General features: G+C 65.2%; 12 protein-coding genes. 7 read left to right on the forward strand and 5 right to left on the reverse strand.

Going from position 1 to position 12,546, the window contains the following annotated elements; translation table 11 throughout:
* Both HBE64_RS13425 and HBE64_RS13430 read right to left on the reverse strand, forming a co-directional pair.
* Positions 1-888 (reverse strand): SDR family NAD(P)-dependent oxidoreductase, encoded by an 888-nt coding sequence (locus HBE64_RS13425; protein WP_167102810.1) that lies wholly within the window; start codon positions 886-888, stop codon positions 1-3.
* Complete coding sequence (locus HBE64_RS13430) at positions 885-2,807, reverse strand: NAD(P)/FAD-dependent oxidoreductase (protein WP_167102813.1); 1,923 nt, start codon at positions 2,805-2,807, stop codon at positions 885-887. Before HBE64_RS13430 ends, HBE64_RS13425 begins: the two co-directional genes overlap by 4 nt.
* Positions 2,808-2,907: 100 nt before the next feature.
* Between HBE64_RS13430 and HBE64_RS13435 the strand changes: the two genes are divergently transcribed.
* The 6 genes from HBE64_RS13435 to HBE64_RS13460 all read left to right on the forward strand — a co-directional run bounded on the left by HBE64_RS13435 (position 2,908) and on the right by HBE64_RS13460 (position 8,502).
* Entirely contained in the window at positions 2,908-4,521 is a 1,614-nt protein-coding gene (locus tag HBE64_RS13435) for an acyl-CoA synthetase (protein ID WP_167102816.1), read from the forward strand.
* Positions 4,522-4,594: 73 nt separating this feature from the next.
* Positions 4,595-5,086, forward strand: a complete 492-nt coding sequence (locus tag HBE64_RS13440; protein ID WP_167102819.1) for a polyketide cyclase — start codon at positions 4,595-4,597, stop codon at positions 5,084-5,086.
* The gene (locus HBE64_RS13445; RefSeq protein ID WP_167102822.1) at positions 5,083-5,946 is read left to right on the forward strand and encodes an SDR family NAD(P)-dependent oxidoreductase; all 864 of its coding nucleotides are present in this window, start codon (positions 5,083-5,085) and stop codon (positions 5,944-5,946) included. The genes HBE64_RS13440 and HBE64_RS13445 overlap by 4 nt, the downstream gene beginning before the upstream one ends.
* A 1-nt stretch (position 5,947) precedes the next feature.
* Complete coding sequence (locus tag HBE64_RS13450; protein ID WP_167102825.1) at positions 5,948-6,985, forward strand: alpha/beta hydrolase; 1,038 nt, start codon at positions 5,948-5,950, stop codon at positions 6,983-6,985.
* A complete protein-coding gene (locus tag HBE64_RS13455; protein WP_167102828.1) occupies positions 6,975-8,051 on the forward strand; it encodes a hypothetical protein in 1,077 nt (358 codons plus the stop codon). The genes HBE64_RS13450 and HBE64_RS13455 overlap by 11 nt, the downstream gene beginning before the upstream one ends.
* Positions 8,052-8,058: 7 nt before the next feature.
* Complete coding sequence (locus HBE64_RS13460; RefSeq protein WP_208300469.1) at positions 8,059-8,502, forward strand: nuclear transport factor 2 family protein; 444 nt, start codon at positions 8,059-8,061, stop codon at positions 8,500-8,502.
* 1 nt (position 8,503) lies between these two features.
* On the opposite strand, the gene HBE64_RS24735 is transcribed toward HBE64_RS13460, so the two are convergent.
* Both HBE64_RS24735 and HBE64_RS13470 read right to left on the reverse strand, forming a co-directional pair.
* Entirely contained in the window at positions 8,504-8,782 is a 279-nt protein-coding gene (locus HBE64_RS24735) for a ferredoxin (RefSeq protein ID WP_167102831.1), read from the reverse strand.
* Between the two features lie 2 nt (positions 8,783-8,784).
* Complete coding sequence (locus tag HBE64_RS13470) at positions 8,785-9,924, reverse strand: Rieske 2Fe-2S domain-containing protein (RefSeq protein WP_167102833.1); 1,140 nt, start codon at positions 9,922-9,924, stop codon at positions 8,785-8,787.
* A 95-nt stretch (positions 9,925-10,019) separates the two neighbouring features.
* On the opposite strand from HBE64_RS13470, the gene HBE64_RS13475 reads away from it, so the two are divergent.
* Positions 10,020-11,771: a 3-ketosteroid-delta-1-dehydrogenase gene (locus HBE64_RS13475; protein ID WP_167102836.1), complete on the forward strand. Its 1,752-nt coding sequence runs from the start codon at positions 10,020-10,022 to the stop codon at positions 11,769-11,771.
* Positions 11,772-11,796: 25 nt separating this feature from the next.
* Here the strand turns inward: HBE64_RS13475 and HBE64_RS13480 are convergent, their stop codons facing one another.
* A complete protein-coding gene (locus HBE64_RS13480; protein WP_243841317.1) occupies positions 11,797-12,462 on the reverse strand; it encodes a PadR family transcriptional regulator in 666 nt (221 codons plus the stop codon).
* Positions 12,463-12,546 lie beyond the last annotated feature (84 nt).

Raw genomic sequence — 12,546 nt, forward strand, 5'->3', positions numbered from 1 at the left:
TCAGTACCCGGCGGGACGGATGTTCGGATTCGCCGTCGTCGGTGGCTCCAACGGCGCCAACGTGGCAAGCCCGTCGAGGGAATGCACTGCAAGGCCCTGGGACCAGGCGTAGTGCAAGCTGAAGGCCACCAGTCCCGTTCGTTGTTCTGCCGGGAGGTGACACATCGACAGGACGGTCTCGGCCAGGTACTCCACCGGCTCGGTGGGAAAGCTGTCCGGTATCAGCGCCGCAGCGCCGGGCGTGCGAACCGCCGTCGACGGAGCGACACAATTCACGGCGATGTTGGCGTCGAGCAGTTCGGCGGCGACACCTTGGGTGAGGCGGTGCAACGCGGCCTTGCACGACGCGTAGATCACGTCCCCGGCAGTCTTGTTGTAGTCACGGTAGGGCCGGACCGGCGCCACCCCCGTGACCGATCCGATGTTGACGATCCATCCCGCACCCTGTCGGCGCATATGTGGCACAGCGGCTTTCGTCAACGCGAACGGCGTCCTGAGGTAGTGCTCGACGGTTCGATCGAAGGTCGCCATGGACATGTTCTCGACCACCGAATAGTCGGCATAGCCGGCATTGTTGACCAGGATGTCGATGCGGCCGTTACGCTGCACCACCGCATCGATCAGGCCGTCGCGCGCCGCGTGATCGTCGAGGTCGGCAGCGAGACCGAAAGCTTCGCCGCCGGCATCCTCGATGAGCGCGATCGTCTCCTCGATGGTGCCGGGCAATGCTTCGCTCATCCCGGAACGCCGTGACGGCGACGGCGTGTAGGCCCGCGCCGTGACCGCGACGGTGGCGCCTTCGGCAGCCAGTCGCTGAGCGATCGCGCGGCCGATTCCTCGACTGCTTCCCGTCACCAAGGCCGTTCTGCCGGCGAGGATCTGACTCATTGCAGGATGAAGTCCTCTTCGATGGGCGCCCGGTGCTGGCGCCACAGATCAACCAGTCGGTAGGGGGTGGCCACCACGACGCGGCCCGATTCCGACCGGTAGTAGGTGTGGGCATTGGGGGTATGGCACCAGACGGTGCGCTGCATCGCCTCGTCGATCCCGGCGACGTAGTCGTCGAAGGCACCCTGAGTGACCTCTATCGTCGTGGCGTCGCGTAATGCCATGAGCTGCAAGCACTCCACGATGAAGTGCGCAAGCACCTCCATCGAGAAGTTGGCGCCCGCCCCATGTCCGGGACTGTAGTTGGGCGCCGATGTGATGAACAGGTTCGGGAAGCCGGGGACGGTTCCGCCCCGGTAGGCGCGTGGACTGTCACCCCACTCTCCCGCCAAGGTCTTGCCGTTGCGGCCGCGGATGTCGATGGTCGACAGGAAGTCGAGATGGTAACCGGTGGCATAGATGATGACATCCAGGTCGATCTGACGGCCGTCGACGGTCCGAATGCCGTCGGCGTTGACCTCGGCGGGCTCACTGGCTTCGACATCGACGTGATCGCGCGTCAATGCGGTGTAGTAACCGCCCGGGTCCCGGATGATGCGCTTGCCATAGGGCGCGAAGTCGGGAGTGACCTTGCGCGCCAGTTCGCTTCCGGCGCCGAACGTGCGGTCGATGTAGTCCAGACAGATCTGCAGCAACACATCGTTGGCCGCAGAGATCGACAGGTGCGTCTGCGACCACTCGGGATCTTGCAGGATGATCGGGTAGTTGTTGTCGGCGGTGGCCCAGTACGACTTGAGCCGGTGCCACATCGCGTAGAAGGGCAGCACCCGTCCCAGGTAGCGGCGGTGTTCGGGCACCTCGTCGGAGAGCCGCCTGCGGGGGGCCACCCAATGCGGCTGACGTTGGAAAATAGTGAGGTGCTCAACGTCGTCGACGCAGGCGTCGACGATCTGCACAGCGGTGCACCCCGCTCCGATGACGGCCACTCTCTTACCCGCTAGGCTCAGCGCAGGGTCCCACCGTGCCGAGTGAATACTGCGACCGGAGAAGGTATCTCGGCCTTTCAGGTCGGGGAATCGCGGCCGGTTCAGGTAGCCGGCCGCGGTGACGACGACGCGGGCGTAGTCGATGCTGCGGGCGCCGTCGGCGGCACGCGTATGGATCTGCCAGTGCTGGTGCTGCTCGTCCCACCACAGTGCTTCGACCTCGGTGCCGAATCGGATGTGGCGACGCAGGTCGTGCTTGTCGGCCAGCGCCACCAGATAGGCCTGGTATTCCGCGCCCTGCGGGTAGTAGTTCGACCAGTCCGGGTTGACCTCCCGGGACAGCGAGTAGTACGCCGACGGCGTATCCACGCCGATACCCGGATAGTTTGTGGTCAGCCACGTGCCACCGACGTCATCGTTGCGGTCGTAGATCTCGAAGTGCACGCCCTCTTCGGCGGCCGCCAACGCGACCGCGATTCCGGCGATACCGGCGCCGATGATGGCCATCGTGGTCGTCGGCGGAATCGGCGTGGTCCGGGGCAGCGTGGGCTGTGAGGGCAGGAAACCACCCTGTTCGAGAAGCAGATCGACCTGTTCATCGTCGACATCCGTACCCAGTGCGATCGGCAGCAGCGTGGCGAACAGCTCACGGTCGACTGCGGCTGCTGCAGCACCGGGCCGCGGGTGCTCGAGGGCGGCGAGGATCTCGTCGGCCAGGGCTTCCGCCGTGGCGGAGTCGGTCGTACCCGCGCGTTCGGGTGGGTCGGGGACGTGGTCGATTTTGGGGCCGTACCGGTCGATAACCGATGCGTCAGCAGTCATCTGTGCCAGCACTGCCACCAATACCCCGGGGTCGGCCTGCAGCAGGTGGCTCCGCAGCGTGCCCTTGTCGACGTCGGTGCCCGGCGCGACGGCAGGTGTTCCCATGCTCATAGCAGCTGAGTATCGAAGCGCTGGCTGCCGGCGGCGATCCTGTTGTCTACTCAGCGGGAGACTCAACTGTGTCGGCCGTTGCCGGTCATAGAGTTCGGCCATGCAGGGTAGGCATTCCGACAATGATCACCTCGCGAATGATCACCTCGCGGTAGGCGACCTGGTCCGCTCCGCCCGAAGCCACAGTATCGGGGACATCCCGCGGCGCACCGCTGGGCGCTACCCGGACAAGGTGGCGATCATCGACGGCGAGGTGACGTTGACATTCGCCGAATTCGACGAACTCGTCGACCGGGCGGCGGCAGCTCTCGACGACAACGGGTTAGGACCCGGGGATCGGGTGGCGCTGCTGGCGCGCAACTGTTGGCAGTACGCGGTGCTCGCGTTCGCCACGGCGCGTGCGGCCGTTGTGCTCGTGCCGGTGAACTTCATGCTCACTGCCGAGGAGATCGCCTATATCCTGGGCCACTGTCGCGCAACGGGTTTCATTGTCGAAGCCGACCTCGTCGCCGTCGCTGAGAGCGCAATGGTTCACAGCGGGAACATCCCGACTCGGATCGCGATAACCACGGCAACCGCAGCAGCACCACCGGGATGGGCCGACTTCGAGCACTGCCTGTCCACGGCGTCGCGTCCCCCGGCGCCGCAGGTCGACGACGACCAGCTGCTCAGAGTGATGTACACCAGCGGCACCGAGTCACGGCCCAAAGGCGTCATGCACACCAGCCGCAGCCTGATGTGGCAGTACGTCAGCACCATCACCGCGGGGTCCATGAGCGCCGAGGACGTCGAGATCCACTCACTGCCGCTCTATCACTGTGCGCAACTGGACAACTTTCTGGCGACCGACGTGTACCTCGGTGCGACCAGCATCCTTCTGCCCCGCCCCGATCCGGAGGTGGTGTTGCACACCATCGAACGTCATGCGGTGACCAATTACTTTGCCCCGCCGACGGTCTGGATCAGCTTGTTGCGCAGCCCGGTGTTCGATCGCGTGGATCTGTCGAGCTTGCGCAAGGGGTACTACGGCGCGTCGGCGATGCCGACGGAGATCCTGCACGAAATCAGGCGCCGGTTGCCCGGCCTGCAGCTCTGGAACTTCTATGGACAAACCGAGATCGCACCGCTGGCCTCGGCGCTGGGCCCGGCCGACCAGGAGGCCCATGCGGGTGCCGCTGGGCGCCCGGTGCTCAACGTGGAAACCGTCGTCCTCGACGACTCCGACGCGCCGGTCGCCGCCGGGACGGTCGGCGAGATCGCCCATCGCAGCCCACATCTCATGCTCGGGTATCTCGACGACCCGCTGAAGACGGCCGAGGCGTTCCGCCGCGGCTGGTTTCACTCCGGAGATCTCGGCTTCTACGACGACGCAGGGTTCCTCCACGTGGTGGACCGCAAGAAGGACATGATCAAGACCGGCGGGGAGAATGTGGCCAGCCGTGAGGTCGAGGAGATCCTCTACTTGCATGCCGGGGTCGAGGAAGTCGCGGTATTCGGGTTGGCGCACCCGGTGTGGGTGGAAGCGGTCGTGGCCGCGGTGGTGCCTCGCGCGGGTGCGCAGTTGGACGAGGACGAGGTGCTTGCCCACTGCCGCCGGCACCTCGCCGGGTTCAAGACCCCCAAGCACATCTTCTTCGTCGACCGGCTACCGAAGAACCCCAGCGGAAAGCTGCTCAAACGCGACCTCCGAGAGCGGTTCAGCCTGCCGTCGTGACGAGCGCACCCAGGTGTTCCACTCAACGGGCAGGAGTCTTCTTTCCCCGCACCCACCCGAGTTGACTGCGGCTATGAGCAACGACATCACCCTGGCCGAGGTTCAGGAGTTCATCGCGGGATTCTGGTACCACTACGACCAGGGCCACTTCGACGAAGTCGGTGTCCGTCTCGGCCAGGAGATGGAGTACCTGAGCCGGTCCGACTCGGGCAATTGTCCGTTCGAGCATCTGCTGGCCGCGGAGTTGCACGGCAAGGCGGAAACACTCGCCTGGCTGACCGCGCACCGCAACGAGAATCCCTATCCGTGCCGACACCACGCCACCAACGTCTTCCGCACCGGTGCCGTCGGCGACGTGACGAGTGTCCGGTTCTATCTGTTCGTCAACCAGATCACCAACAACGTGCCGTTCGCCGTGTCCAGCGGCATCGTCGACGCCGGCATCCGACGCTCGGCCGAGGGACTGGTATTCACCTCGCTGACAGTGCGACTCGACGCCGAGGACTCGATTCCGTTCGCGCAACACACCGCCAACGCCGCACCCGCCAGCACGCAACCGGCGTGAGCGCACGCGAGACCTTCGGTGGTGGCGTCGCAGTCATCACCGGCGCCGGTGCCGGGATCGGCGCCGGCTTGGCCCGCCACGCCAGCCGGTTGGGCATGACGGTGGTTCTGGCCGACGTCGACGCCGCGGCCGTGGCAGCGCTGCGCGACGAGCTCACTGCCGCAGGTGGGTCGGCGATCGACGCGGTGTGCGACGTGCGCGACGCCGACGCGGTCCAGGCGTTGGCCGATGACGTGTACCGCGATGTGGGCGACGTACGACTGCTGGTCAACAATGCCGGCGTCGAGCAGTTCGGCTATCTGTGGGACACCCCGGTCGCCAACTGGCAGCGGGTTGTCGACATCAACATCAGCGGTGTCTTCCACGGTATCCGGGCGTTCCTGCCCAAGATGATGGCCACCGAGGCACCTGCATGGGTGTGGAACCTGTCCTCGATCGGTGGGGTTGCGGTGATCCCCCTGCAGGCGCCCTACATCATGAGCAAGCACGCGGTGCTCGCCCTGACCGAGTGCCTGCATCTTGAAGTGCAATCCGCAGGCCATGCTCACCACCTCCACGTGCAGGCGGTGCTGCCCGGCGCGGTCGTGTCCAACATCTTCGAGTCTGCCGGCGGTGTGCAATCCGGTGACACCGGTGCCGCCGAGGCTCAGCGGACCGCCATGCTGGACATCAAGGCCGCGGCCATGGACCCGCTGGCCGCCGCGGAAGTGGTGTTCGAACAAGCCACCGAAGACCGCTTTTATCTTCTGACTCAACCCGATTACGTCGGATCGGCAATGGCGGAACGTGCCCGCGTATTGACCACTCAAGAGGCGCCGCGGTTGCGTACCGGGCGCCGATTCGATCCGGCCCAGGACTGACGTGCGTCTCCCCCGACTGGATCCGGACGCCGCGCACCGCGTCGCCTCGTTCGGTGAGCCGACCCCGATGCGCGTCCGCGGATTGGCCGCGGTGCGGGCCGGCCTCGAAACCGCGCCGCGCCCGGACATGCCGCCGATGGCCGAGATCAGCGAGTTGGCGGCACCCGGCCGCGCAGGGCCGATCCCGCTGCGCCTATACCGGCCGACGACCGAGCCTCGTCCACCGGTGTTGGTGTACTTCCACGGCGGCGGACTGGTGATGGGCAGTAACCACTCGTTCGAACCGCTGGCACGCGAATTGGCCCACGCCAGCAGCGCCGCGGTAGTAGCCGTCGACTATCGGCTGGCACCAGAGTCACCGCCGCCGGCTCAATTCGATGACGCCTACGCGGCCACCGACTGGGTTGCTGCCCACGCCGATACCCTTGACCTCGACCGGCGTCGACTGGCAGTCGTCGGAGACAGCGCCGGCGGTTCCCTGGCTGCCGCCGTGGCATTAGCGGCCCGCGATAAGCGCGGACCTCGAATCTGTGCGCAGGTATTGCTCTACCCCGGACTGGACCGGGACATGGGCGCCACGTCGATCACCGCCATGCCGGATGCACCGCTGCTGAGCCGCGACGACATCGTCTACATGCACGAACTGGTCGACCAAGGCGCTGGCGCACCCCGGGACCCCTACCAAATCCCGGCCTATGCACGCGATCTGGGCGGCCTGCCGGCCGCTGTCGTGGTCACCGGCGAATGCGACCCGATTCGGGACTGGGGGGAACGTTATGCGTGCCGGCTGCGTGACGCCGGCGTTCAGACGACGGTTACTCGCTATCCGGGTATGTATCACGGCTTTCTGATGCGCTCCGATGCCACGGCACGCGGACGCCTCGCGATCGCCGAGATCGGCGCCCTGCTACGCGCCAAGTTCAGCCACCCGCTCGACGGCAGCGAAGCTCCCGATGAACGGACGCTGCCCGGACCATCCGACTCACCGCCGCCCACAATCGAGAGCCTCACCACCGAAGGAGACCATCATGCTGACTGACGAGCAGCGTCTGGAACTGTCCGACATCCTCCGTCCGGTGGCCCCGCCGCGCGAGATCAGCGACATCTACACCGAAGATCAGCGGCAGAGGTTGCTCGACGTCGTGCATACCGGCGGCCCGTGGAAGCTCATCATCGCCCAGCATTTCGCATCGGCCGACGAGTTGATGGCCACCATGAGCGGGGCGTTTCCCGAAGGGTTCACGCCGTCGCTCGATCTGTTCCTCACCCCGACGTTTCGTGGCTACCTGGCCAATTACGGCACCGTTCTCTACCCGGAGCTACACGACTGCTTCTACAACGCCACCTTCATCGAGCACGCGAAGAGCTACTGGAACGCGCAGTACGCCAAGCCGGAGATGATGCTCTTTAACATCAACGGGCCGTGCGCCAATCGCGACCCCGGACACCTCGACTCGCCGAGCTTCCGCGGAGTGCGCCACGAGAACGCCCCGACCTGGTTGTGCAGCGTGATGGGCAAATCCGGGCTGTTCACCGACTATCTGATCAAGATGGCCCAGGTCATCACCTGGTTCTCCCTCGACGAAGGATCAGGTTTCACCTACTGGCCGGACGGCCCCCTCAAGCCACCCGCCCGCGTCCTGCCACCGATCAACAACCGCGGAGTCGTCGTGCAGAACGAGATGATGGTGCACCGCGGAGAAGCCAACGGTCCACTGGGGCAACAGATTCCGGCCGGGTTGGCATTCGACACCGTATTCGCCGGCGACCCCGATGACGGTGATCAATGGGTGTTGAGGAACGGGGAGGACGTCATCGCTCGTCACCACACGGACGAACTGCGGTTCCTCGTGCACTGGTCGGCAGAAGTGTTCACCGACTTCGACGAACTGAAGAAGAACATGGATGGGTCCGATGACATCACGATCGAGCGGGCAATCGGCATGATGGTCGACGACCTCAAGGGCAAAGGCATCACGCTCGACGTGCCCACCGAACCATTGCACGATGCACAGTTCATCGGGGCGCTCAACGCCGCCTACGATCTGGGCGGACCCGCCGGCTATCCGGAAGACGCGCCGGTGAGTGCATTCCAGTTCGCATAATCACGCCATGGAATCCGACTTTCTGGCGCAACTGCGTGACGAACGCGCGATCGAGCGGGCGCTGACCCTCTTCGCGCGTGCCATGGACGATCGCGACTGGGCGACGATGGCCCAGATCCTCACCGAGGATGCCGAAGGAGACTTCGGGACCGGACACCTGGCGGGGCGCACGGCGATCATCGGCCTGATCCGCGGATTTCTCGACAAGTGCGGCCCGACACAGCATCTGCTGGGCAATGTCGTGGTCGACGTCGCCGGTGACATCGCCACCAGCCGGGCTTATATCCGCGATGTCCATCTCGGCTCGGCTGCCGACCCGTCGGTGCGGTTCTACACCCTCGGTGACTACCACGACATGTGGCGCCGGGACGGTGACGGCTCCTGGCGGCTGACCCAACGCATTAAAGTCAACCGCGCGCATGTCGGTCCCCTGGCGGTCTTCGACGGCTAGGTCACGGACCCGTCGATCCGTCGACCACCGCGACAACTCCAGACCGAACCGCGTCGACGATCGATTCGGTGAGCGCCGAGCATGACAGGAAAAGTCCGCTGCGCCCTGCTAATTGGGCTGCGACACAACGCTCTTCACATCGGTTCACGGCTGATCCGCTCCACTGCACACTGGTCTGGTTCCAGCTGCTCTTGCGCACCTGTACGCCTGCCCCGCAACGCACACAGGTCACCGGAACCATCGGTGCGTCGTCGAGACGGTTGTCCGGGCGCACCGCCATCGTCACTCCACCGGCCCGGCTGCCGAGGTCCGGGCGGCCAGGTTGGCTTCCACTTCCTTCATCCACGCTTCGCTGGGCCGGGTGGTGTCGAGTTCGAATTCGAAGCGGTCCACCATGTCCGGGGCAACGTCGGCGACGTCGACGTAGAACTGCTCGTACCAGCGCCGCAGCTGGTACACCGGCCCGTCCTCTTCCACCAGCAACGGGTTGTCGATGCGGGTCTTGTTGCGCCAGATCTCAACATCCTGCTCGAAGCCCATCTTGACGAAGTCACCGAGGCCGATGGCCGTCTGCATGGCGAGGTCGTCGGGCAGTTCGGCCGACTTCTTGACGATGATTCCATATTGCAGCACAAAGGAATTGGCGTCGATGGGATAGTGGCAGTTGATCAGGACGGTGTGGTGGTCAACGTCGGTGTAGTGATAGGTCAGATCATCGATCATGAAGGACGGGCCGTAGTAAGACGCCACCGATGTCGTACCCAACATCTGGGTTTCACCGGGTTCCCCGATATCGGGGCGGCCCGCGCTGTTCATGTACTGCGTCGCGATGTGACCCTCGAAGATGTTCTTGAACTGCGTGGGCAGCGAGCCGTGAATGTAGAAGAAGTGCGCCATGTCGACCACGTTGTCGATGATCTCCCGGCAGTTGGTGTGCACCACGGTGGTGTACCAATGCCAATCGGTCCAATCATCGCTTTCGGCGCCCTCGATGCGAGGGATGGTCACCTCGGCGGGCGGCGCATTGCCTTCCGGGTCATTCCAGACGAACAGCATGCCGTCCTGTTGCAGCGTGGGCCACGAGGCAGTACGCGCCAGACGCGGGGTGCGCTTACTGTAGGGCACCAGTTTGCAGCGGCCGTCGCCTCCCCATCGCCAGTCGTGGAATGGGCAGGCGATCTCGTTGCCCTTCACCGTCCCCTGCGAGAGATCGCCACCCATGTGTCGGCAGTACCCGTCGAGCACATTGACGGCACCGTCCTCGCCGCGGAACACGACCAGTTTCTGACCGAATGCGTTGACCTGATGGGGTGTGCCGTCGCCGAAATCGCGAACCAACCCGAGGCAGTGCCACCCCCGGGCAAAGCGGGTGGGCAGCGCCCCTGCCTCGATCAACCGAATCTCGTCGGAATGCGTCGTCATCGTGCGTCCGTCCCTGGATCGGTGGCTTCGTAGCTGATTTCCCTATTGAACGGCGAAATGTGGCCCGCGAGAAGACCCGCGTTCCGCTCAAAGGGATGCCGGAATCAAAGCCTCGGCGCCACGCTCTAACGTTCCCAACCGTGACCGCCACCCGTCATGACACTGTGCCCGCCGGACTGCCCGTCGCTGATTCCGAGGTGGATCTGCTCGTCATCGGGTCGGGCACCGGGCTGGCGGCCGCCCTGGCCGCCCACGAGCGCGGGTTGTCTGTTCTCGTCGTCGAGAAGTCCTCCCACGTCGGTGGGTCAACGGCCCGATCCGGTGGCGCTCTGTGGCTTCCCGCCAGCCCGGTCATCGCAGAATGTGGCGGCGTCGACACCTCAGCGCGGGCGCAGACCTACCTTGATGCGGTGGTCGCGGGCTCGGCCCCGCAGCAGCGCTCGGCCGCCTATGTGAAGAACCTGCCCGCGACCATCGCCATGCTGCGCCGCACCACACCGATGAAGCTGTTCTGGGCCAAGGAGTACTCCGACTATCACCCCGAGGCACCGGGCGGATCCGCGGCAGGACGCACCTGCGAATGCCGTCCACTCAACACCGCGATCCTCGGCGAATACTTGCCCGATCTTCGTCCGGGCATCATGGAGGCGAGCATCCCGATGCCGACCACCGGCGCGGACTACCGCTGGATGAACCTGGTGAGCCGGGTCCCCCGCAAGGGGCTGGCGACCATCGTCAAGCGGCTCGCGCAGGGCGTTGGCGGCCTGGCCCTCGGGAGGCGTTACGCCGCCGGTGGCCAGGCCCTGGCCGCCGCCCTGTTCGCCGGTGCGATTCGCGCCGGGGTCCCGATCTGGCTGCGCACCTCCCTGACCGAACTGATCACCGACGGCACCCGTGTGACCGGCGCCGTCGTCGAGCACCTGGGCAACACCGTGACCGTCACGGCCCGGCGAGGCGTCGTTCTGGCCGCCGGCGGCTTCGACCACAGCATGGACATGCGCCGGAAGTTCCAGTCCGAATCCCTTGACCGCAATCTCAGCCTCGGCGCGGAATCCAACACCGGCGACGCCATCCGCATTGGGCAGGACGTCGGCGGCGACATCGCACTGATGGATCAAGCGTGGTGGTTTCCCGCCGTGGCCCCCCTGCCCGGTGCGGCACCCGCGGTCATGTTGGCCGAGCGGTCGCTGCCCGGCTCGTTCATCGTCGACCAGAACGGTCGCCGATTCGCCAACGAGTCTGCCGACTATATGAGCTTCGGCCAGCGCGTTCTGCAACTGGAAGCGGCCGGCACGCCGGTGGAGCGCATGTGGATCGTCTTCGACCAGCAGTACCGCAACAGTTACGTCTTTGCCGCCGAACTGTTCCCGCGCATGTCGATCCCGAAGGCGTGGTATGACGCCGGAATCGCCGTTCGCGCTGACGATCTCAGTTCGCTGGCCGTCGCGATGGGGGTACCCGCGCACACCTTCTCGGCGACCGCGTCTCGCTTCAACGAGCATGCGTTCGCCGGTGCGGATCCCGACTTCGAACGGGGCCAAAGTGCATACGACCGCTATTACGGCGATCCCACGGTCACGCCGAATCCGAACCTGCGGCCGCTGGTGAAGGGGCCGTTCTACGCGGTGCAGATGGTGCTCAGCGACCTCGGTACCTGTGGTGGTCTGCGGGCCGATGACCGCGCCCGGGTGCTTCGCGAGGACGGCACCGTCATCGACGGGCTGTACGCGATCGGCAACACAGCGGCCAACGCATTCGGCAACACCTATCCCGGTGCGGGTGCGACTATCGCCCAAGGGCTGGTGTACGGCTACATCGCCGCCCAAGACGCGGCCGACGGGGTGTAGCGGCGGCGGCACCTCACCGACGACATCAGGCGCCGTCTTCGGCGTCGGCCTTTCGCTCGATCTCATACCAATAGGCGGGATCCGGCCACGGAATCTTCGCTCCCTCACCAACCTTCGGGAACGTGGCTTCCGCCTCGTCGAGGTCTTTGATCAACCTCAGAGTGAGTTCTCGCTCGGATGCGTAGTAGCGCTCTGCCCATTCCAGTGCGATCTTGGCGTACGCCCAGGACGGATCGGCGGCGGCCCATCGTGCTTCCTTGGACGCATCGCGTTGCATGCCGTCGATGTAGGCGATGTGATCGTGAAGCATCTGCTTGAGCGATGCCGGATCGCTCAAATGCCCCAACGTCACTCGCAGGATCGCGGGGTGCTTGAGCGACGGCGACTCGACCGGAGCCTCCCTGGCCCACCGGGTCACCGATTCCATCCCCCTCTGGGTGATCTTGTAGAGGCGACGGTTGCGGGTGCCGGTGTCGTCCACTCGCGAGGTGAGCAGGCCCATCTTCTCGAGTTTCTTGAGCTCGGAATAGATCTGGCTGAAGGCTGGGCTGCCGTAGTAGTAACGCATGCTCCAGTCGATCCACTTCCGGATGTCGTAACCGGACAGTTCCGTTTCGTAGGACAACATCCCGAGCAGTGCCCAGCCCGTCGCGGACAGCGACGGTTGGGCGTCAGGCTCTGGTTCGGTCACGTCGTCAGGGTATCAACCCAGGTCACAGGTTCGGGCGAACGACCGCTGGCCGGGGGCCGAGGTACACCGCGGTGCTCACCACGA

Source organism: Mycobacterium sp. DL592 (assembly GCF_011694515.1).
Classification (GTDB): Bacteria; Actinomycetota; Actinomycetes; order Mycobacteriales; family Mycobacteriaceae; genus Mycobacterium.

Bases quoted from the DNA above. Each gene is read 5' to 3' on its own strand.
- HBE64_RS13460 (WP_208300469.1), top strand. From the start codon at position 8,059: ATGGAATCCGACTTTCTGGCGCAACTGCGTGACGAACGCGCGATCGAG.
- HBE64_RS13470 (WP_167102833.1), bottom strand. From the start codon at position 9,924: ATGACGACGCATTCCGACGAGATTCGGTTGATCGAGGCAGGGGCGCTG.
- HBE64_RS24735 (WP_167102831.1), bottom strand. From the start codon at position 8,782: ATGGCGGTGCGCCCGGACAACCGTCTCGACGACGCACCGATGGTTCCG.
- HBE64_RS13435 (WP_167102816.1), top strand. From the start codon at position 2,908: ATGCAGGGTAGGCATTCCGACAATGATCACCTCGCGAATGATCACCTC.
- HBE64_RS13475 (WP_167102836.1), top strand. From the start codon at position 10,020: ATGCCGGAATCAAAGCCTCGGCGCCACGCTCTAACGTTCCCAACCGTG.
- HBE64_RS13430 (WP_167102813.1), bottom strand. From the start codon at position 2,807: ATGAGCATGGGAACACCTGCCGTCGCGCCGGGCACCGACGTCGACAAG.
- HBE64_RS13440 (WP_167102819.1), top strand. From the start codon at position 4,595: ATGAGCAACGACATCACCCTGGCCGAGGTTCAGGAGTTCATCGCGGGA.
- HBE64_RS13425 (WP_167102810.1), bottom strand. From the start codon at position 888: ATGAGTCAGATCCTCGCCGGCAGAACGGCCTTGGTGACGGGAAGCAGT.
- HBE64_RS13455 (WP_167102828.1), top strand. From the start codon at position 6,975: ATGCTGACTGACGAGCAGCGTCTGGAACTGTCCGACATCCTCCGTCCG.